Here is a 20,090-nt window from a genome sequence, read left to right on the forward strand (position 1 = left end):
GCAATACACCTGACTATCGATAAAAACTCATCGAAGCCATGACACCAACGCATGCCTCGTTGCGAGGCATGCGCTCACCTTTTTCGGGCGTTCAGAGCGCCCGGATCACGTGTTTGATTTCCTGAAACGCAGCCAGGCCCCACGGCCCCAATTCGCGGCCGATGCTGCTCTGCTTGTAGCCGCCCCACGCCGTCTGCGGGAAGATCACTTGCGGCGCGTTGAGCCACACCAGCCCCGCCTGCAGGGCATTGGCGACCCGGTCAGCGGTCTCGGCGTTACGCGTCACCACACTGGCGACCAGCCCGAACTGGCTGTCGTTGGCCAGGGCAATCGCCTCGGCTTCGCTGCTGAAACTGCGCACGCAGAGCACCGGGCCAAAGATCTCTTCACACCACAGTGCACTGTCGAGGGGCACGTCGGTGAACACCGTCGGCTGCAAAAAATAACCGCGCGGCAGATGCGCCGGACGATTGCCGCCGCACACCAGCTTCGCCCCGGCGCTCAAACCACGGTCGATGTGGCCGAGCACACGCTGGTATTGCGCCTGATTGACCAGTGCGCCCATCTCCACGTCCGGGTCGAACGGGTCGGCCACGCGAATCGCTTGCGCGCGCTTTTGCAGACGCTCAAGAAATTCATCGGCCAGCTCCTCGGCGACCAGCACGCGACTGGTGGCTGAACACATCTGCCCGGCATTGAAGAAACCGCCGCCGCAAGCCAGTTCCACCGCCAGTTCCAGATCGGCGTCTTCGAGCACCAACAACGAAGATTTGCCACCCAGCTCCAGGCTCACGCCCTTCACGGTTTCGGCGGCGCGCTGCATCACCTGCACGCCGACAGCGTTGCTGCCGGTGAAGGAAATCTTCGCGATGCGCGGATCCGCCGACAGCGGTGCCCCCACCGCCAGACCGGTGCCGCAGACCAGGTTGAACACGCCGTCGGGCAGACCGGATTCAGCAATGATCGCCGCCAGTTCCAGCTCCGGCAGCGGCGTGACTTCCGAAGGTTTGAGCACCACGCAGCAACCGGCGGCCAAGGCCGGTGCGAGCTTCCACGCAGTGGTGACCATCGGGAAATTCCACGGCACGATCAGCCCGACCACACCGCACGGTTCACGGCGCAGACGCGCGCTGAAATCGTCGCTGGGCAGCGCCACGTTGCTGTCGAGTTGTGCGTCGAGGCCTTCGGCCAAACCGGCGTAATACTCGAAGGTGGCGATCACATCATCGACGTCGATGGCCGCTTCGAATTGCGGTTTGCCGTTGTTGCTCGACTGCAACTTCATCAAGTGGTCACGCCCGTTGCGCACACCGTTGGCAATGTTGCGCAGGATCGCGCCGCGTTCGGCGCCAGTGGTTTTCGACCAACGCTTGAACGCTGCAGTGGCCGCGCTGACGGCCAGATCAACTGCGCTTTCATCGCCGCCATTGACCGTGGTCAGCAGCGCTTCGGTGGCCGGGTTGATCACCCGCAGGTGTTCACGCCCGGCCGACCATTGGCCGTTGATGTACAGGCCATCGAGTGTGGTCGGGAAATTGATCATTGGGCCACCGCCTGCATCCATTGGGTCTGGTCGATTTCGATCAGGGTCGGGCCCTGACGATCAGTGGCGGCACGCAGCGCGCCGCGCAGTTGTTCAACCGAGCTGATCGCTTCGGCGGCACAGCCCAGGGCCTTGGCGACGCCGATGAAATCCGGGGTGTAGATGTCGACGCCGACCGGCTCGATGGCGCGGTTGACCATGTACTTCTTGATCTCTTCGTAACCCTGGTTATTCCACAGCAGGATGATCACCGGCGTGCGCGCTTCAACCGCGCTGGCCAGTTCCGGCAGGGTGAACTGCAAGCCGCCGTCGCCGATCAGGCACACCACCGGCGGACGAGCGCCACCCTCGAGGTTGCCACCGAGCCACGCGCCAATCGCCGCCGGCAAGGCGTAACCGAGGGTGCCGTAACCGGTGGACGAGTTGAACCAGCGCCGCGGTCGCTCCGGGTTGAAGGTAAGGTTGCCGGTGTACACCGGTTGCGTGGAGTCGCCGACGAACACCGCGTCCGGCAACTCGTGCAGGACGGTTTCCAGAAAACGGGTCTGGGCCAGGGTGGATGCATCCCAGGTCGCGGCCAGCTCATCGCGCAGACGCGCTGCCCGCACCTGGCCCCAATCGTTGCGCCGCTCGGCCAGCGCCTGCTGCGATAGCGCAGCGAGCAGCGCTTGCGCAGCGTTGCGCGAGTCGGCGACCAAGGCCACGTGCGGCGGATAATTGCGCACGGTCTGATCGGCGTCGATGTCGATGCGCAGCAGCTTGCCGGGAATCTCGAAGCCGCCGGCGAAGGTCACGTCGTAATCGGTTTCGGCCAGTTCAGTGCCGATTGCCAGCACCACGTCGGCATCGGCCACCAGCGCGCGGGTCGCGACCAGGCTTTGCGTCGAGCCGATCAGCAGCGGATGGCTGGCCGGCAACATGCCTTTGGCATTAATGGTCAGCGCCACCGGAGCGTCGAGCAACTCGGCCAGTTCGGTGAGTTCGGCGGCGGCATCGATGGCCCCGCCACCGGCGAGAATCAGCGGACGCTGAGCGCCGGCCAGCAGTTCGCTCATGCGCCTTACGGCAGCCGGTGCAGCCCCGGCGCGGTCGATATTGACCGGGATGCTGGCGAGCAGTTCGTCGGCCTCTTCCACCAACACATCCAGCGGAATCTCGATGTGCACCGGACGCGGACGCCCGGCCTGGAACAGCGCGAAGGCACGGGCCAGCACGGCCGGCAATTCTGCCGCCGACATCAAAGTGTGGGAGAACGCCGCCACGCCGCCGACCAGCGCACTCTGGTTCGGCAACTCATGGAGCTTGCCGCGACCGCCGCCCAACTGGCTGCGGGTCTGCACGCTGGAGATCACCAGCATCGGGATCGAGTCGGCATACGCCTGGCCCATCGCGGTGGTGATGTTGGTCATGCCCGGGCCGGTGATGATGAAGCACACCCCCGGTTTGCCGCTGGTGCGCGCGTAGCCGTCCGCCATGAAACCGGCGCCCTGTTCATGCCGTGGGGTGACATGGTTGATGCTCGAACGGGCCAGCCCGCGATACAGCTCCACGGTGTGCACCCCGGGAATACCGAACACCTGCTCGACCCCGTAATCCTCGAGTAACTTGACCAGTACTTCGCCACACGTCGCCATGTCGATTGCCCTTCTTGTTGTTCAATACGCCGTGCCAGTGTGGGAGCGAGCTTGCTCGCGAAAGCGGTGTATCAGCCACATTGATGCTGAATGGAAAACCGTATTCGCGAGCAAGCTCGCTCCCACATCGATCCGGGTGGAATGAGCTCATTGAACGGGTGGCAGGTAGCGGCAACAATCGATTAAAAGTCATACTAGCCATGTCCTCACGTCATACCTTGGATCCACATGAAACGACTGCCTCCCCTGCCCGCCCTGCACACGTTTCTGATTACTGCGCAGTGCTGCAACTTCACCCGGGCGGCCGAGCAGTTGCACATCACTCAGGGCGCCGTGAGCCGGCAGATCGCCGGGCTGGAAGATCATCTGGGGTATGAGCTGTTCATCCGTCTGGCCCGAGGCCTGGAGCTGACCGCCGAAGGGCGCGAATGGTTGCCGCGGGTGGAGAAGATTTTCGGGTTGATCAGCGAGGCCACCGAGCAGATCGGTCGCAAGCGTCAGACCCTGCAACTCAAGGCGCCCAGCTGCGTGATGCGCTGGCTGGTGCCGCGTCTGTTGCAATGGCAAAAGGAACGCCCGGACGTACCGGTCAAACTGACCACCACGCTGGCCCACGGTGTCGACTTCCAGCGCGAGCAGTTCGATGCGGCGGTGATCTACGGCACGCCGCCGGACAACTCATCCACTGCCCTGCATCTGTTCGATGAGCAACTGACGCCGGTCTGCTCGCCAGCATTATTGAAAGGCCCACCGGCGCTGAGCGAACCGGCCGACCTGCAACAACATCTGCTATTGCATCCGACCCGCGATACGCAGGATTGGACGGTATGGCTGACGGCGGCCGAATTGCAGTTGAACAACGTCAACACGGGCCAGCATTTCGAGACGCTGGATCAGGCGATGTCGATGGCGTCCCACGGGACGGGTGTGGCGATTGGCGACTGGTCGTTGATCGGCGATGACCTGCGCGCCGGGCGGCTGGTGATGCCGTTTGAGCTGAAGGTGAAGACGGGGCTGGGCTACTACGTGGTGAAGCCGCAGGGTGCAGGGGCGTCGCCGCAGCTGGAAGAACTGATGATCTGGCTGGTGGAGCAGGCGCACACCCGCTGAAACACCACATTCCCCTGTAGGAGCTGCCGCAGGCTGCGATCTTTTGACTTTGATTTAAAAAAACAAGATCAAAAGATCGTCCGATCGCGGCCCGAGCCTGCGGCAGCTCCTACAGGGGGCGTTTGCAGGTCAGTAGCCGACGGTAAACCGCTGACGCGAATGCTTCGGCGTTTCCACTTCGTCGATCAACGCAATCGCGTAGTCGGCGAAGGAGATCCAGCTGCGACCTTCGGCACTCACCAGCAAGTGATCCTTGCCGACGCGGAAGCTGCCGGTACGCTCACCTTCGACAAACTCGGCCGATGGCGAGAGGAAGGTCCAGTCGAGTTCCTTCTCCTGACGCAAGGCATCGAGAAACGCTGCCCCGGCGCTGGCCTCGGCTTTGTACTCGGCCGGGAAACCGGCGCTGTCGATCACTCGGGTGTCATCCGGCAGCAGCAGCGAACCGGCACCACCGACCACCAGCAGACGTTTCACGCCCGCCTGCTTCACCGGGCCAACCACGGCACTGGCCGGTACCGTGGCGAAATGCGCGGCGCTGATCACCACGTCGTGACCGGCGACGGCGGCTTGCAGCGCCGCCGAATCAAGCACATCGACATTCTTGCTGACCACGCCGGCACGTGCGCCGACCTTCGAGGTATCGCGGGCGATGGCGGTGACGCTATGGCCGCGACGCAGGGCTTCTTCCAGCAGTTGGCTACCGGCACGACCGGTGGCACCAATGATTGCGATCTTGCTCATGACATTCTCCAGTTGGCTTGAGAGTTTCAACGACGGCATAAATCTAATCTTGAAGCGGTATTCCCTGTGGCGAGGGAGCTTGCTCCCGCTGGAGGGCGGAGCACTCCCCGCCTGTTTCAGCTACAACGCATTGGCAGGTTTTACGCCTGCTGCGCAGGCGGGCGGGAGCAAGCTCCCTCGCCACAAAAGTCCTCTCGACCTGTGTTTCAGATCAATCGGGTTACCACTGCATTTCGCCCTTGGCGACTTTGGCGCTCAGTTCCAGCGAGCTTTCTTCGCCGAGTGTCGGGTAGCGCTTTTGCATGGCCTTGATCAGTGCGGCGGAATCCTTGGCCTTGGCGGTTTCTTCGTCGAAAGCCTTAATGTAGTCGGCGGTGAATTTCACGCTGGCCAGCGAGCGGCTGCTCTCGCCCAGATAGTGACCGGGCACCACGGTTTTCGGCTTCAGGGTGTCGATCGAGTGCAGGGTTTGCAGCCAGTCGGCGTGGGATTGCGCGGTCTGGGTATCGGCCATCCAGACATGAATGTTCTCGGCGACCACCACGCCACCGACCACAGCCTTGAGCGACGGAATCCACACGAAGCTGCGATCCGGTTGTTTGCCCTCAAGACCGACCACCTGCAGTTTCTGCCCTTCGAGCATCAGGCTGTCACCCTTGAGCACGCCCGGCACGATGGTTTTGGCCGGCACGTCGGCGCCCATTTTCGGGCCCCAGAAGGCGAGTTTGCCGGCGACGGTTTTGTTGATGTGATCCACAGTCGGCTGCGACGCCAGCACCTTGGCGTCGGGGAAGGCCTGGGTCAGAGTGTCGAGGCCGAAGTAGTAATCCGGGTCCCCGTGGCTGATGTAAATGGTGGTCAGGTGTTTGCCGCTGACGCGGATCTTTTCCACCACCTGTTCGGCCTGGGCCTTGCCGAATTGCGCATCGACCAGGATCGCGTCTTTCTCGCCGCTGACCAGCACCGAGGTCACCGGAAAAATCGCGTTGGTGCCCGGGTTGTAAACGTCCAGGGTCAGGTTGGCGGCAGCGGCGTGGGCCGCAAAACCGAGGGTGGCGGTGGCCAGCAAAACGCGCTTGAGGGTGGTGAAGCCGATCATCTGTTGCTCCGTGATCCGAATGCCGTGTTTGGCGATGGGACAGAGCTTAGTTGCCTGACTCGGTACAAAAAATGCGATGCTTGAACATAGTTTGTTTCTGAAAGCGGGCAAATCATGGATCGTCTTCAAGCAATGCGCGTGTTTGTCACCGTAGTGGATCTGGGCAGCCAGTCGGCGGCGGCCGATCATCTGGAGCTGTCGCGGCCGGTGGTGTCGCGCTATCTGGCGGAGCTGGAAGACTGGGTCGGCGCGCGCCTGATGCACCGCACCACACGCAAATTGAGCCTGACGGCCGCCGGCAGCGAAATCCTGCCGCGCTGCCGACAGATGCTCGAACTCTCAAGCGATATGCAGGCCGCTGTCAGCGAACCCCACGATGCGCCGCGCGGACTGCTGCGCATCAGTGTCAGCACCTCGTTTGGCCAGGCACAACTGGCCGATGCCATGGCGGCGTACGTCAAGCGCTACCCCGGGGTCAGCATCGATCTGCAAATGCTCGACCGCACGGTGAATCTGGTGGATGAACGCATCGATCTGGCGATCCGCACAAGCAATGACCTGGACCCGAACCTGATCGCCCGCCGCCTGACGGTGTGCCGTTCGGTGGTCTGCGCCGCGCCCGCCTACTTGCGCGACAATCCGCCACCGCAGCGGGTCGAGGACCTGAGCCGGCACAACTGCCTGACGCATTCGTATTTCGGCAAGAGCCTGTGGCATTTCGAAGAGGACGGCGAACCGGTGTCGGTGCCGGTACAAGGCAACATCAGCGCCAACGAAGCCAGCACCCTGTTGCGCGCGACCCTGGCCGGTGCGGGCGTGGCGATGCTGCCGACCTATCAGGCCGGGGTGCATGTGCATGCCGGAGAACTGGTGCGTCTGCTGCCGGATGCCGAGCCACGGCAGATGAACATCTACGCGGTGTACGCCTCGCGCAAGCACATGCCGGCGGCGCTGCGCAGCATGCTGGATTTTCTGGTGCAACGGTTTCCCGAGCATCCAGAGTGGGATGTGGGGTTGTAGAAAAGCAAAAGATCGCAGCCTGCGGCAGCTCCTACAGAGGAAATGCTTTCCAAATGCAGGAGCTGCCGCAGGCTGCGATCTTTTGATCTTGTTCTATGCTGAAAGTAATACCGCAGGGTATGCGTTCAGAGGTCTACGCCATGAACATTAGAACAAGAAGGTACTTCGCGATCTTCATCACCTGCGCCGCCACGCTTGCGTTATACGGCACTGCGGCCTGGCGGGTCGAGCAACTGCGACAACTGCCCCGCGATTATGCGAGCTGCAATTTCGAGCGTTGTATTCCGCACAATGCGACGCTGAACGCATTGCGCTGATTCGGCTTGCTATCAACCCTGTGGGGGCTTGGCTTGCCAGCGATGACGGTAGCCCAGACGCCTTCAGTGCTGACTGACAGGACGCAATCGCTGGCAAGCCAGCTCCCACAGGGGGCGGTGGTGTTTTACCCGATCACTGCTCGGCCTTCAGCCGGTCGCGAAACGCCTTTGGCGAAATCCCCACCCTGCGCCGGAACAGGCGCGTGAAGTTGGTCGGATCGGAAAACCCCAACAGCTCCGACATCTCGTAAATGGTCATGCTGGTGTAGGTCAGCAAACGTTTGGCTTCCAGTAACTGGCGTTCGTGCATGATCTGCAGCGCTGGCTGCCCTGCCAGCTCCCGGCAAGTACCGTTGAGGTGTGACACCGAAATCCCCAGGCGATGCGCCAGGTCTTCGACCTTCACATGCTGGCGGTACGTCTCCTCCACCAATTGAATGAACCCATTGAGGTATTCGCGCTGGCGTTGTGGGCGCTGACTGGCGTTATGGCGCACGATCGCCTGACGGCTGACCCAGACCATGATCACGCTGACCAGCGAATGCATGAGCATTTCCCGCGCGGGTTGATGGCCGTTGTACTCGGCCTGCAATGCTGAAAACAGACTGTGCAGGTATTCCGCATCCTTGCCCGCCGGATAGTGCTCGGCCTGCGCCAGGGCATGCACCGAATTGCCCAGTTGCGCCTGCAGGTGGTTGATCAACGGATTGGCGAGGGTAACGACGAAACCTTCGACGTCCTCGGAAAAGCGAAAGCCATGCACCGACAACGGGGGCAGGACTTGAATTGCGGGTTCGTTGAGCTGCGTGCGTTGACCTTCGATTTCAAGCTCTGCCTGACCTTTGAAAACGAAGAGTAACTGGCACAAATCGGCGTGGCGGTGGGGTTTGATTTCCCATTGATGTTCGCGGCTGCGTTTGGAAATGGTTTCACAGTGCAGCAAGTCAGGGGTCGGCCAGTCCAGGCTTTCACCGTAGAGCTTGAACACCGGAATCGAAGGCAGGTCAGGCTTGTTCATCACTTCAATCCAGGCCTCGAGGTTTGCGGGCGATAATCGCACCGATTGGCAGAATGTACAGGTATCGGCTCAGTTTTCACCTTCAATTGACAGACCCGCAAGGGAAAAATGCAAGCACTCGATCCATAAAAATCATTCACCGACTCACGTCGCGTGAAGCTTGCGAGTCATAAAAACAATGAAAACGCTGAAAACCCAAGTCGCCATCATTGGCGCCGGTCCCTCCGGATTGCTCCTCGGTCAGTTGCTGCACAACGCCGGCATCGACACCCTGATTCTTGAACGTCAGACACCCGATTACGTACTCGGGCGGATTCGCGCCGGCGTGCTCGAACAAGGCATGGTAGAGCTGTTGCGCCAGGCCGGAGTCGGCCAGCGCATGGACGCCGAAGGACTGGTGCACGGCGGTTTCGATCTGGCCCTGGATGGGCGTCTGGCCCACATCGATCTGCAGGGTCTGACCGGTGGCAAAACCGTGATGGTCTACGGCCAGACCGAGGTCACGCGCGACCTGATGGCCGCTCGTCGGGAGGCCGGTGCGTCGACGATTTACGAGGCGAGCCATGTCGTTCCTCACGGCATGAAAAGCGACGAAGCGTTTGTCACCTTCGAAAAGGACGGCGAAACCTGGCGCGTCGATTGCGATTACATCGCCGGTTGCGACGGCTTCCACGGCGTGTCCCGGCAGTCGATTCCCGAGGACTGCCTGAAGATTTTCGAACGAGTCTATCCGTTCGGCTGGCTGGGGATTCTGGCCGACACCCCGCCAGTGCACGAAGAGCTGGTCTACGCCCGTCACGAACGCGGCTTCGCCCTGTGCAGCATGCGTTCGGCCACCCGTACCCGTTATTACCTGCAAGTGCCGGCCGAGGAGAACGTTGCCGACTGGTCCGACGAGCGCTTTTGGGCTGAGCTGAAAACCCGTCTGCCCGCCGAGCTTGCCGAAAAACTGGTCACCGGCCCGTCGATTGAAAAAAGCATCGCGCCGCTGCGCAGCTTTGTCGTTGAGCCGATGCAGTACGGACGGATGTTTCTGCTCGGCGATGCCGCGCACATTGTGCCGCCCACCGGCGCCAAGGGCCTGAACCTGGCCGCCAGCGATGTCAGTACGCTGTTCAATATCCTGCTGAAGGTTTATCGCGAAGGGCGCACGGATCTGTTGGAGAAATACTCGGAAATCTGCCTGCGCCGGGTATGGAAGGCCGAACGGTTTTCCTGGTGGATGACCTCGATGCTGCACCGCTTCGACGAGCATGATGCTTTCAGCCAACGGATCAGCGCCTCGGAACTGGACTATTTCGTCAGTTCAGAAGCGGGTCGGAAAACCATTGCAGAAAATTACGTCGGGCTTCCTTATGAGGCTATCGAATAGCTTCCTACCGACTTACACTGGCGAGCATCCCCGCTCGCTCGATGGCCTGCGGGATTCTCACTGCCCGCAGGTTCCGCCCGTGACCAATCTTCACCAGCCTGAAACTCCCAAACCGGCCATTCGCAGCGTGCTGGTCGCGCTGATGTTGGCGATCTTTCTCGGGGCATTGGACCAGACCATCGTCGCCGTCTCGATGCCCGCCATCTCCGCACAGTTCAAGGACGTCAGCCTGTTGGCCTGGGTGATTTCCGGGTACATGGTGGCAATGACCGTGGCCGTGCCGATCTACGGCAAGCTCGGCGACCTGTACGGACGGCGCAAATTGATGCTGTTCGGCATGGGCCTGTTCACCCTCGCCTCGCTGTTTTGCGGCATGGCGCAGAGCATGGAACAACTGGTGCTGGCGCGGATTCTCCAGGGCATCGGCGCCGGCGGGATGATTTCGGTGAGTCAGGCGATCATTGGCGACATCGTCCCGCCCCGCGAACGCGGGCGCTATCAGGGTTACTTCAGCAGCATGTATGCGGTGGCCAGCGTCGCCGGGCCGGTGCTCGGCGGCTACATGACCGAATACCTGTCGTGGCGCTGGGTATTCCTGATCAACCTGCCGCTGGGGCTGGGCGCCTGGTGGGTGGCCAATCGCAACCTGCGCGGGCTGCCGATTCCGCAGCGCAAACCGATCATCGACTACCTCGGCACGCTGTTGATGATCATCGGTTTGACCGCGTTGCTGCTGGCCATCACTCAGGTCCGTCAGGGCCATTCGTGGCGCAGCAGCGAAGTGCTTGGCTTGTTCGCCTGTGCGGTGCTGGTGCTGGCGGTGTTCGTCTGGCATGAACGCCGGGCGCGCGAGCCGCTGCTGCCGATGCATTTGTTCACCAACCGCAACGCGTTGCTGTGCTGGTGCACGATTTTCTTCACCAGTTTTCAGGCGATCTCGCTGATCGTGCTGATGCCGCTGCGCTTTCAGAGCGTCACCGGCGCCGGTGCCGATGCGGCGGCGTTGCACTTGCTGCCGCTGGCGATGGGCCTGCCGATAGGCGCCTATTTCGCCGGACGTCGCACCTCGGTGACCGGTCGTTACAAACCCCAGATTCTGACGGGTGCGATCCTGATGCCGATTTCGATTCTCGGCATGGCGTTCAGCCCACCGGATGCGACGCTGGTCAGCAGTCTGTTCATGCTGCTCAGCGGGATTGCCGGCGGCATGCAGTTCCCGACTTCATTGGTGGGCACACAGAACTCGGTGGATCAGCGCGACATCGGCGTCGCCACCAGCACCACCAATCTGTTCCGTTCGCTGGGCGGCGCGGTGGGTGTGGCGTTGATGTCGGCGTTGTTGCTGGCGTTGTTGCAGGATTCGAGTTTCGCCCATCTGGCGAGCAACTCGCTGCTCAGCGAAGGACATTCAGGCAACGTGCTGCTCGACGGTTTGAACGCCGCACCGGGCGATGCCCAGAACGCCCTGCGCGCCGAGCTTTCGGTCACGTTCCGCCATTTGCTGTGGGTGAGTACGGCGGTGTCGCTGCTGGGGCTGGCGGCGGCGATTGCGATGCCGAACAACCTGCTGCGCGGGCGCGAGCACGGCGCCAAATAACAGCAAAAGATCGCAGCCTGCGGCAGCTCCTACAGAGATGCATTCCCATGTAGGAGCTGCCGAAGGCTGCGATCTTTTGATTTTCAGGGGCTGTAGTAACCCACCGCCACCAGAAAATGCCCGACCTTCTTCAGGTACGCATGCTTGTCCTCGACCTTGCCGGTCACCGGGTTTTTCCAGCGGTATTCGTATTCACCGTCATCCTGTTTGGCGATCAGCGCCAGCATCGGCTCGCCCACCGGTTTGCCTTCCGGATCCTTGATCTTGCTGAAGTCGGTGTTGATCAGGCGCAGGTTGGTGCCGTGGGCAACGTAGCGCTGGGTGTCCAGATCGACCACGAACACATACAAGTCATCCTGCAGATAACCGCCCTTGAGCGAGTTGATGGCGGTCAGGGTGCCCTTCTCGTTTTTCCCCAGATCGGTTGCAGCCTTGTCGAGAAGTGCCTTGGCCTGCTCGGCTGAAGCACGCGGCAGGTAATAACCGACTGCCAGAATCCGCTGGCCGATGCGCTGGTAGTAGACATGCTTGCGCTCGACCTTGCCGTCGGCCCAGTTCTGCCAGCGGTATTCGGCCTGTTGAATGCCGTTGCCTTCAGGCACCAGCAGAGCGTCCTTGAAGGCTTTCTGCAAATCCGGCGCGAGCACCTCGCTGACGTCACGGCCGATCAAGGCTGAAGAGGGCCCGCCGCTGGCGAGCATCACGCCCTTGGTGTCGACCACGAACACGTAGCGATCCTTGTCGACGAACTCGCCCTGACGGCTGAACGCGGCGAAGGCCTTGTCGCCGTTGTCGTGGTAATAGGCCAGGGCCTTTTCCAGCAAAGCGATGGCGGCCTTGCTGTCGTCCTTTTGTGAGGCGGCAGCGTTGACCTGCCCTGCCCCCACAAAAAGCATCACCCCGAGCCACGCCACTTTATGCAGAAACCCCATAACGCATCCCTCGTTCCTGTTGGTGTTTCAAGAGCGTAGACGGCTTGGGCTCGGACGGGGCGCCACATCCTGTAGCGAGGGGATTTATCCCCGATGGGCTGCGCAGCAGCCCTGATGGAGAGAACACATATTTTCTGACACACCGAGCTGATACCTGGGAGCTGCTGCGCAGCCCCATCGGGGATGAATCCCCTCACCACAAAGGTCCCTGGCTACAGTTCATGAGGCCCTACGGCCGGGCATTGATCTGCTGTTGCAGGTTCTGGATCTGCGCCTGCAGGGTGTTGAGGTTGCGGGTCATCTGGCCACGAAATGCGTCGAACTCGGCGGTATTGCCGCCACCCTGCGCAGCGGCCGGACGGTTGTCCTGTTCGCTTTTGAGGACGACAATTTCCTGCTCCAGACGCTCGATCGCCGCGTTCGAATTGCCCTGCTTCTTCAGTGCCGTGATATCAGCGCCGAGGCTTTTCAGTTGAGCGTCATAACTCTTGAGCTGGGCGTCGACCTTGCTGGTATCCGCCGGTGCGCCTTTCAGGGCCACCAGTTCCGCGCTCAAGGCTTTGACCTGAGCCTGCAACTGGGTATTGGCGTTCTGTTGCTCGGTGGTCTGCGCGGTCATTTGCGCCAGACGCTTGTCCAGATCACTGGCCTGACCGACCACGCCTTGCTGCTGCTTGCTTTGATCCAGCAACTGGGTTTCCAGCTGTTTGATCTGCAGCTTCAAGGCTTCGCTGTCGCTGTTGACGTTGCTCTGGCTGGCCACCACCTTGCCGGAAATGTCCTGCAACCGCCCCGCCGCTTCCTCGCTGATGCGCGCAAAGCTTTCCTGAGTCGCCACCAACTGCTGCTCCATCAGCGAAATCTGCTGGAAACTCCACCAGGCCAGACCGATGAAGGCGAAAAACAGCGCGCCGACCAGTGCCCACAACGGCCCGGTGCTCGCAGCCTTGACCTTGACCACCGGCGGTGTGCGCGAGTGCACGGAGGTGCGGGCGCTGGGCGGAATGTCATCGTCGTCAAAGGTGTCGGCCCGCAGGCTCGGTACATCGTCGAAATCGTCGTTGGCATCGTTACGCATGGACATTGAGGCAACCTTTGTGGAACGCGGTGATAGCTAAATGCTGCGAAGTATAACCGCCGCAGCCGCAGGGATTGACCCTCAAGCGGCAGTGCGGTTCATTGCTGGCCGGGCGACTTGTATCAACGGATGTCCTGGGCTTTCCACCAGCCACAGAACTCGTCGAGGGCCGACCACAGGCTGACTTTCGGATCGTAGTCCAGATAATGCCGGGCGCGGCTGATGTCGAGGGTGAAATTTTTCTTCATGACCTGCATGCCTAGCCGCGACAGCGTCGGCTCCGGACGGCCCGGCCAGAGTTTGCACACGCCTTCATTGAGCGCCGCAACGCTGTAGGCCAGGCCGTACGAACGGTATTTGCTGACCTGCGGCACTTCCATCTTGCGCATCACGTAATTGACCACATCCCACAACGGTACCGGCGCGCCATTGCTGATGTTGTAGGCCTTGCCCAGCGCGGAGCCGGCCGCCAGCAAGCTGCTGAGCAGCGCTTCGTTGAGGTTCTGCACACTGGTGAAGTCGACTTTGTTCAGACCGTCGCCAATGATCGCCAGACGCCCCTTGCGCTGCATGTTCAACAGCCGCGGGAAGATGCTCATGTCGCCGGCACCCGTGACAAAGCGCGGACGCAGAGCAATGGTTTCCAGACCGAACTCCTGCGCACCGAAGACCTTTTGTTCGGCCAGGTATTTGGTCGCCGCGTAGTGATGTTTGAAACGCTTGGGCACTTGTTCTTCGGTCAGACCGAGGTGATCGCGGCCATCGAAATAGATCGACGGCGACGACAGATGCACCAGGCGCCGCACGCGTTGTTTGAGACAGGCTTCGACGACGTTTTCAGTGACCTGCACGTTGCCCTGATGAAAGTCCTGATAGCGCCCCCACAAGCCGACGGCACCGGCGCAGTGCACCACGGCTTCGACGTCGGCGCAGAGTTCGCGCACCAAGTCCGCATCGGTGAGATCGCCCGGGACGAACTCGGCGCCACGGCGCACCAGATGCTCGACGCTTTCGGCCCGGCGACCGTTGACCCGCACGTCCAGGCCTTGCTCCAGGGCGAAACGCGCAAAGCGCCCGCCGATGAAGCCGCTTGCGCCGGTGACCAGAATTTTCATGTAACGCTCCGATGACTTTCGTTTACCTGATACGTCTGTCTTGACGCTGATCATCAGCCCAAGGGCACCAGCCAGCGCGATGAAGAACGCAGCAATTGTTCGGTCAGCAAGGCCAGCAGCTGACCGCCATTGCGCCAATGATGCCAGTACAACGGCACATCGATCGGTTTATCTGGCAACAGTTCGCGCAATACGCCGCGTTGCAGCTGCTCGCGCACTTGCAGTTCCGGCACCAGTCCCCAGCCAAAACCGGCTTCGGTCAGGCGCACAAATCCTTCGGAGGACGGACACAAATGGTGCTCGAATCCGCCATCGACACCCAGCGACGCGAGATAGCGATGCTGGAGGAAATCGTCCGGGCCAAACACCAGCGCCGGGGTGCGCGGCAGCTGTTCGGCGCGTACCCCGTCAGGGAAATGCCGCTCGATGAATGCCGGACTGGCCAGCGCCCGATAGCGCATCGCCCCGAGCAACACGCTGCGCGCACCGGCCACGGGGCGTTCGCTGGCGCAGACACACGCCGCCACTTCCCCGGCCCGCATGCGCTTGAGGCCGACGGTCTGATCTTCCACTACCAGATCCAGCAATAAATGCTGCTCGGCGCAAAAATCGCCCACCGCTTCGGCCCACCAGGTGGCGAGGCTGTCGGCGTTGAGGGCGATGCGCAAACGCTCCGGCAGGCCCTCCTCGTCGAGTGCGGGGACCAGGGTCTGCAAGTCCCGCTCAAGCAGGCGCACCTGCTGCACATGGTTGAGCAGACGTCGGCCAATCTCGGTCGGCGACGGCGGCGTACCGCGCACCAGCACCGGTTGGCCAACCCGCGCTTCCAGCAGTTTGATCCGCTGGGAGATCGCCGATTGCGACAGGCCCAGCACCTGCGCGGCACGTTCGAATCCGGCCTGCTCGACCACGGCGGCCAACGCGGAAAGCAATTTGTAGTCGAACATCAGTTTTCCTAATGAGCGATCAGCACTATTGGTTTTTCTTATACAGCTTTCGACCGGAGAATAGCCAGCAAGCACTCTTTATCAAGGAACACGGCAATGGCTGGCGAAACCTCTCTCACGACTCTGCTGCGCAGCATGAGCCCACAGCTCAATGCCGGCGAATACGTGTTCTGCACCCTGCGCGACGCGCCGTTGCCCAATGGTCTGGAAATTGTCGGCAGCTTCCGCGAGCAGGAAGGCCTGACCGTGATTCTCGAGCGTTCCCAAGCTGAACATGCCGGGTTCAGATTCGATTATGTCGCGGCGTGGATCACCCTCAACGTGCATTCGGCACTGGAAGCGGTCGGCCTCACTGCTGCGTTCGCCACGGCATTGGGCAAGGCCGGGATCAGTTGCAACGTGATCGCCGGTTACTACCACGATCATTTGTTTGTCGGACAGGCCGACGCCGAACGCGCCATGCACGTGCTGCGCGATCTCGCAGCCAACGCGGAGTAATTATTGATGTGGCAAAGCTACGTGAACGGGCTATTGGTGGCCCTGGGGCTGATCATGGCAATCGGCACCCAGAATGCTTTCGTATTGGCTCAGAGCCTGCGCCGCGAACATCACCTGCCGGTGGCGGCACTGTGTGTGGCGTGCGATGCGCTGCTGGTGGCGGCCGGGGTCTTCGGTCTGGCCACTGTGTTGGCGCAGAACCCGACGTTGCTCGCGGTGGCGCGCTGGGGCGGCGCCGTCTTTCTGATCTGGTACGGCAGCCAGGCGCTGCGCCGGGCGTTTTCGAAACAGAGTCTGGATCAGGGCGAAAACCACACCGTGCGCTCGTTGCGCGCGGTAATGCTCAGCGCATTGGCAGTGACGCTGCTCAATCCGCACGTTTATCTGGATACCGTATTGCTGATCGGTTCGCTCGGTGCGCAGCAGTCGGTGCCGGGGGCTTATGTAGTGGGCGCCGCGAGCGCGTCACTGCTGTGGTTTTTCACCCTCGCCCTCGGTGCCGCATGGCTCGCGCCGTGGCTGGCGCGGCCGAGTACCTGGCGGATTCTCGATCTTCTCGTGGCAGTGATGATGTTCACCGTAGCCGGTCAGTTGATCCTGGCCTCGTGATTTATTCCAAAAGGCTCTGGAACCTCTATCCCACACAGTTGTTGCGTGGTTAAGCCTTGACCCCGGTGCTATGATCCGAACCCTGCGCCGCAAAGAGTAAAAACTCGTCGGTGCATTTCTGGCCGCCCGTGATCGGCCTTGCGCTCACCGCAACAGACCTGATTAGGAGAATCATCATGGCTTTCGAATTGCCGCCGCTGCCTTACGCACACGATGCCCTGCAGCCGCACATTTCCAAGGAAACCCTGGAATTTCACCACGACAAGCACCACAACACCTATGTCGTGAACCTGAACAACCTGGTGCCAGGCACCGAGTTCGAAGGCAAGACCCTGGAAGAGATCGTCAAAACTTCCTCGGGCGGCATCTTCAACAACGCCGCTCAGGTCTGGAACCACACGTTCTACTGGAACTGCCTGGCGCCAAACGCCGGCGGTCAACCAACCGGCGCACTGGCTGAAGCCATCAACGCAGCGTTCGGTTCGTTCGACAAGTTCAAGGAAGAGTTCAGCAAAACCTCGATCGGCACCTTCGGTTCCGGCTGGGGCTGGCTGGTGAAGAAGGCTGACGGTTCCCTGGCCCTGGCCAGCACCATCGGCGCCGGTAACCCGCTGACCAGCGGCGACACCCCGCTGCTGACCTGCGACGTCTGGGAACACGCTTACTACATCGACTACCGCAACCTGCGTCCGAAGTACGTTGAAGCGTTCTGGAACCTGGTCAACTGGAAGTTCGTTGCCGAGCAGTTCGAAGGCAAAACCTTCACCGCTTAAGCTGCGCGCCAGTCAAAAAACCCGGCTATTGCCGGGTTTTTTTATGCCTTTGCTTTGTGTAGGAGCTGCCGCAGGCTGCGATCTTTTGACTTTGATTTTTTAAAGCAAGATCAAAAGATCGCAGCCTGCGGCAGCTCCTACAGGGAATAGCGTTTTTCTCACGATAACCGTTGTCTGCGGCGGCTTGCCGGGGCAGCACATCGGACTAACATCAAACAGAGGAAAAATTGTCCCGCACCGCTCAAGTTGAGGGCCGAAACTACCGACACAGTACAAATAGAGCTGACACTCCAGACAGCAGCATTTCGGCCAACGCCACAGGCAAATATCCTTGGGCTTGATTGTCCCTTTGACTGCCAACACGGGATTGCCAATACTCATGGCAACTTGACGCTACCCGCACGGAACAAGGAATAACCCTTTGAAGCTGGAACTCAAGAACAGCTTGTCGGTGAAGTTGCTCCGGGTCGTGCTCCTTTCGGCATTGATCGTCGGCGTGGTCTTGAGCTGCGCCCAGATTGTTTTCGATGCCTATAAAACCCGCCAGGCGGTGGCCGGCGACGCGCAGCGCATCCTCGACATGTTCCGTGATCCCTCGACTCAGGCGGTCTACAGCCTGGACCGGGAAATGGGCATGCAGGTGATCGAAGGCCTGTTCCAGGACGACGCCGTGCGCCAGGCCTCCATCGGCCATCCGAACGAAGCGATGCTCGCGCAAAAATCCCGTGAGTTGCAGCACTCCAACAGCCGCTGGCTGACCGATCTGATCCTCGGCCAGGAACGCACCTTCACCACCCAACTGGTCGGTCGTGGCCCCTACAGCGAATACTACGGCGACCTGAGCATCACCCTCGACACCGCCACCTATGGCGAGAGTTTCATCGTCAGTTCGGTGATCATTTTCATTTCCGGCGTACTGCGCGCCCTGGCCATGGGCCTGGTGCTGTATCTGGTCTATCACTGGCTGCTGACCAAGCCGCTGTCGCGGATCATCGAGCACCTCACTGAAATCAATCCCGATCGACCCAGCGAGCACAAGATTCCGCAGCTCAAGGGCCATGAGAAAAACGAACTGGGGATCTGGATCAACACCGCCAACCAGTTGCTCGAGTCCATCGAGCGCAACACCCACCTGCGCCACGAAGCGGAAAACAGCCTGCTGCGCATGGCCCAGTACGACTTCCTCACCGGCCTGCCGAACCGCCAGCAATTGCAGCAGCAACTGGACAAGATTCTGGTGGACGCCGGCAAGCTGCAACGCCGGGTCGCGGTACTGTGCGTGGGGCTGGATGATTTCAAGGGCATCAACGAGCAATTCAGCTACCAGACCGGCGACCAGTTATTGCTGGCACTGGCCGATCGCCTGCGCGCCCACAGCGGTCGCCTTGGCGCCCTTGCTCGTCTGGGTGGCGACCAGTTTGCCCTGGTGCAGGCCGATATCGAGCAGCCTTACGAGGCGGCAGAACTGGCGCAAAGCATCCTCGATGATCTGGAAGCGGCGTTTGACCTCGATCATCAGCAGATCCGCCTGCGCGCGACCATCGGCATTACCCTGTTCCCCGAAGACGGCGACAGCACCGAGAAACTGTTGCAGAAAGCCGAGCAGACCATGACGCTGGCGAAGACCCGCTCGCGCAATCGCTATCAGTTCTACATCGCCAGCGTCGACAGCGAGATGCGCCGCCGTCGCGAACTGGAAAAAGACCTGCGTGACGCGCTGATTCGCGACCAGTTCTACCTCGTCTATCAGCCGCAGATCAGCTACCGCGATCACCGCGTGGTCGGGGTCGAAGCACTGATTCGCTGGCAGCATCCGGAGCATGGTCTGGTGCCGCCGGACCTGTTCATCCCGCTGGCCGAGCAGAACGGCACCATCATCGCCATCGGCGAATGGGTGCTCGATCAGGCCTGCAAACAACTTAGGGAATGGCACGATCAGGGCTTCGTCGACCTGCGCATGGCAGTCAACCTGTCCACCGTGCAACTGCACCACGCCGAGCTGCCGCGGGTGGTCAACAACCTGCTGCAGATCTACCGCCTGCCACCGCGCAGCCTGGAGCTGGAGGTCACCGAAACCGGCCTGATGGAAGACATCAGCACCGCCGCCCAACACCTGCTGAGCCTGCGCCGCTCCGGGGCGCTGATTGCCATCGACGACTTCGGCACCGGCTACTCATCGCTGAGTTACCTGAAAAGCCTGCCGCTGGACAAGATCAAGATCGACAAGAGCTTCGTTCAGGACCTGCTGGATGACGACGACGATGCGACCATCGTTCGCGCCATCATCCAGCTGGGCAAGAGCCTGGGCATGCAGGTGATCGCCGAAGGCGTGGAAACCGCCGAGCAAGAGTCCTACATCATCTCCGAAGGCTGTCACGAAGGTCAGGGTTACCACTACAGCAAGCCGCTGCCGGCCCGGGAGCTGACTGCCTACCTCAAGCAAGCCCAACGCAGCAACGCGGCTATTTTATAAAGTCAAAAGATCGCAGCCTGCGGCAGCTCCTACAGGGATCGCATTCCCCTGTGGGAGCTGTCGAGTGAAACGAGGCTGCGATCTTTTGATCTGCGCCATCACACCGGCGTAAATAAGAAATATTTCCAGCCACAACCCTTTACACATAATGCGAAAGATTTGCATTATGTCGCAGCTTTGCGCACCCCCGCGCCCTGTCCATTCCATTACC

The 20,090-nt window shown here is 61.0% G+C and carries 18 protein-coding genes; 9 read left to right on the forward strand and 9 right to left on the reverse strand.

Features of this window, described 5'->3' with window-relative positions; translation table 11 throughout:
- Positions 1–91: 91 nt before the first annotated feature.
- Entirely contained in the window at positions 92–1,543 is a 1,452-nt protein-coding gene (locus tag AC193Q_RS13975) for an aldehyde dehydrogenase family protein (protein ID WP_483878542.1), read from the reverse strand.
- Positions 1,540–3,177 (reverse strand): 5-guanidino-2-oxopentanoate decarboxylase, encoded by a 1,638-nt coding sequence (locus AC193Q_RS13980; RefSeq protein WP_483878543.1) that lies wholly within the window; start codon positions 3,175–3,177, stop codon positions 1,540–1,542. Before AC193Q_RS13980 ends, AC193Q_RS13975 begins: the two co-directional genes overlap by 4 nt.
- 228 nt (positions 3,178–3,405) lie before the next feature.
- Between AC193Q_RS13980 and AC193Q_RS13985 the strand changes: the two genes are divergently transcribed.
- Complete coding sequence (locus AC193Q_RS13985; protein ID WP_483878544.1) at positions 3,406–4,287, forward strand: LysR substrate-binding domain-containing protein; 882 nt, start codon at positions 3,406–3,408, stop codon at positions 4,285–4,287.
- A 129-nt stretch (positions 4,288–4,416) separates the two neighbouring features.
- Here the strand turns inward: AC193Q_RS13985 and AC193Q_RS13990 are convergent, their stop codons facing one another.
- Both AC193Q_RS13990 and AC193Q_RS13995 read right to left on the reverse strand, forming a co-directional pair.
- Entirely contained in the window at positions 4,417–5,031 is a 615-nt protein-coding gene (locus AC193Q_RS13990; RefSeq protein ID WP_483878545.1) for an NAD(P)-dependent oxidoreductase, read from the reverse strand.
- Between the two features lie 220 nt (positions 5,032–5,251).
- Positions 5,252–6,130, reverse strand: a complete 879-nt coding sequence (locus AC193Q_RS13995; protein WP_095668433.1) for an MBL fold metallo-hydrolase — start codon at positions 6,128–6,130, stop codon at positions 5,252–5,254.
- Between the two features lie 114 nt (positions 6,131–6,244).
- On the opposite strand from AC193Q_RS13995, the gene AC193Q_RS14000 reads away from it, so the two are divergent.
- Both AC193Q_RS14000 and AC193Q_RS14005 read left to right on the forward strand, forming a co-directional pair.
- Positions 6,245–7,150 carry a LysR family transcriptional regulator gene (locus tag AC193Q_RS14000; protein WP_218833145.1) on the forward strand — a complete coding sequence of 302 codons (906 nt, stop codon included), beginning with the start codon at positions 6,245–6,247 and terminating at the stop codon, positions 7,148–7,150.
- A gap of 140 nt (positions 7,151–7,290) precedes the next feature.
- The gene (locus AC193Q_RS14005; protein ID WP_174376820.1) at positions 7,291–7,467 is read left to right on the forward strand and encodes a hypothetical protein; all 177 of its coding nucleotides are present in this window, start codon (positions 7,291–7,293) and stop codon (positions 7,465–7,467) included.
- Between the two features lie 133 nt (positions 7,468–7,600).
- Here AC193Q_RS14005 and AC193Q_RS14010 read toward each other — a convergent pair whose 3' ends face one another.
- Entirely contained in the window at positions 7,601–8,485 is an 885-nt protein-coding gene (locus AC193Q_RS14010; protein ID WP_041068438.1) for a helix-turn-helix domain-containing protein, read from the reverse strand.
- Between the two features lie 187 nt (positions 8,486–8,672).
- On the opposite strand from AC193Q_RS14010, the gene pobA reads away from it, so the two are divergent.
- Together pobA and AC193Q_RS14020 are read left to right on the forward strand one after the other, a co-directional pair.
- Positions 8,673–9,857, forward strand: coding sequence for a 4-hydroxybenzoate 3-monooxygenase (gene pobA, locus AC193Q_RS14015; protein WP_483879634.1), 1,185 nt, complete (start codon positions 8,673–8,675; stop codon positions 9,855–9,857).
- Positions 9,858–9,936: 79 nt separating this feature from the next.
- Entirely contained in the window at positions 9,937–11,454 is a 1,518-nt protein-coding gene (locus tag AC193Q_RS14020; RefSeq protein ID WP_483878546.1) for an MDR family MFS transporter, read from the forward strand.
- A gap of 83 nt (positions 11,455–11,537) precedes the next feature.
- Here the strand turns inward: AC193Q_RS14020 and AC193Q_RS14025 are convergent, their stop codons facing one another.
- From AC193Q_RS14025 to AC193Q_RS14040, 4 genes are all read right to left on the reverse strand, one after another.
- A complete protein-coding gene (locus AC193Q_RS14025) occupies positions 11,538–12,386 on the reverse strand; it encodes a cache domain-containing protein (protein WP_483878547.1) in 849 nt (282 codons plus the stop codon).
- 229 nt (positions 12,387–12,615) lie between these two features.
- Complete coding sequence (locus AC193Q_RS14030) at positions 12,616–13,470, reverse strand: ATPase (protein WP_483878548.1); 855 nt, start codon at positions 13,468–13,470, stop codon at positions 12,616–12,618.
- Positions 13,471–13,586: 116 nt separating this feature from the next.
- The gene (locus tag AC193Q_RS14035; protein WP_027612479.1) at positions 13,587–14,579 is read right to left on the reverse strand and encodes an NAD-dependent epimerase/dehydratase family protein; all 993 of its coding nucleotides are present in this window, start codon (positions 14,577–14,579) and stop codon (positions 13,587–13,589) included.
- A 53-nt stretch (positions 14,580–14,632) separates the two neighbouring features.
- On the reverse strand, positions 14,633–15,526 hold the full coding sequence (locus AC193Q_RS14040; RefSeq protein WP_041068427.1) for a LysR family transcriptional regulator ArgP: 894 nt from the start codon (positions 15,524–15,526) through the stop codon (positions 14,633–14,635).
- 96 nt (positions 15,527–15,622) lie between these two features.
- On the opposite strand from AC193Q_RS14040, the gene AC193Q_RS14045 reads away from it, so the two are divergent.
- From AC193Q_RS14045 to AC193Q_RS14060, 4 genes are all read left to right on the forward strand, one after another.
- Positions 15,623–16,024, forward strand: coding sequence for an ACT domain-containing protein (locus tag AC193Q_RS14045; protein WP_483878549.1), 402 nt, complete (start codon positions 15,623–15,625; stop codon positions 16,022–16,024).
- 6 nt (positions 16,025–16,030) lie between these two features.
- A complete protein-coding gene (locus AC193Q_RS14050; protein WP_047296156.1) occupies positions 16,031–16,633 on the forward strand; it encodes a LysE/ArgO family amino acid transporter in 603 nt (200 codons plus the stop codon).
- 176 nt (positions 16,634–16,809) lie between these two features.
- A complete protein-coding gene (locus AC193Q_RS14055) occupies positions 16,810–17,406 on the forward strand; it encodes a superoxide dismutase (protein ID WP_003227660.1) in 597 nt (198 codons plus the stop codon).
- 421 nt (positions 17,407–17,827) lie between these two features.
- Complete coding sequence (locus tag AC193Q_RS14060; RefSeq protein ID WP_041068421.1) at positions 17,828–19,879, forward strand: putative bifunctional diguanylate cyclase/phosphodiesterase; 2,052 nt, start codon at positions 17,828–17,830, stop codon at positions 19,877–19,879.
- The last annotated feature ends 211 nt before the right edge of the window (positions 19,880–20,090 follow it).

It is taken from the genome of Pseudomonas sp. F2 (assembly GCF_057174385.1).

Bases quoted from the DNA above. Each gene is read 5' to 3' on its own strand.
- AC193Q_RS14055 (WP_003227660.1), top strand. From the start codon at position 16,810: ATGGCTTTCGAATTGCCGCCGCTGCCTTACGCACACGATGCCCTGCAG.
- AC193Q_RS14040 (WP_041068427.1), bottom strand. From the start codon at position 15,526: ATGTTCGACTACAAATTGCTTTCCGCGTTGGCCGCCGTGGTCGAGCAG.
- AC193Q_RS13990 (WP_483878545.1), bottom strand. From the start codon at position 5,031: ATGAGCAAGATCGCAATCATTGGTGCCACCGGTCGTGCCGGTAGCCAA.
- AC193Q_RS13975 (WP_483878542.1), bottom strand. From the start codon at position 1,543: ATGATCAATTTCCCGACCACACTCGATGGCCTGTACATCAACGGCCAA.
- AC193Q_RS14000 (WP_218833145.1), top strand. From the start codon at position 6,245: ATGGATCGTCTTCAAGCAATGCGCGTGTTTGTCACCGTAGTGGATCTG.
- AC193Q_RS14025 (WP_483878547.1), bottom strand. From the start codon at position 12,386: ATGGGGTTTCTGCATAAAGTGGCGTGGCTCGGGGTGATGCTTTTTGTG.
- AC193Q_RS14035 (WP_027612479.1), bottom strand. From the start codon at position 14,579: ATGAAAATTCTGGTCACCGGCGCAAGCGGCTTCATCGGCGGGCGCTTT.
- AC193Q_RS14030 (WP_483878548.1), bottom strand. From the start codon at position 13,470: ATGTCCATGCGTAACGATGCCAACGACGATTTCGACGATGTACCGAGC.
- AC193Q_RS14005 (WP_174376820.1), top strand. From the start codon at position 7,291: ATGAACATTAGAACAAGAAGGTACTTCGCGATCTTCATCACCTGCGCC.
- AC193Q_RS13985 (WP_483878544.1), top strand. From the start codon at position 3,406: ATGAAACGACTGCCTCCCCTGCCCGCCCTGCACACGTTTCTGATTACT.
- AC193Q_RS13980 (WP_483878543.1), bottom strand. From the start codon at position 3,177: ATGGCGACGTGTGGCGAAGTACTGGTCAAGTTACTCGAGGATTACGGG.
- AC193Q_RS14045 (WP_483878549.1), top strand. From the start codon at position 15,623: ATGGCTGGCGAAACCTCTCTCACGACTCTGCTGCGCAGCATGAGCCCA.
- AC193Q_RS14050 (WP_047296156.1), top strand. From the start codon at position 16,031: ATGTGGCAAAGCTACGTGAACGGGCTATTGGTGGCCCTGGGGCTGATC.
- AC193Q_RS13995 (WP_095668433.1), bottom strand. From the start codon at position 6,130: ATGATCGGCTTCACCACCCTCAAGCGCGTTTTGCTGGCCACCGCCACC.
- AC193Q_RS14010 (WP_041068438.1), bottom strand. From the start codon at position 8,485: ATGAACAAGCCTGACCTGCCTTCGATTCCGGTGTTCAAGCTCTACGGT.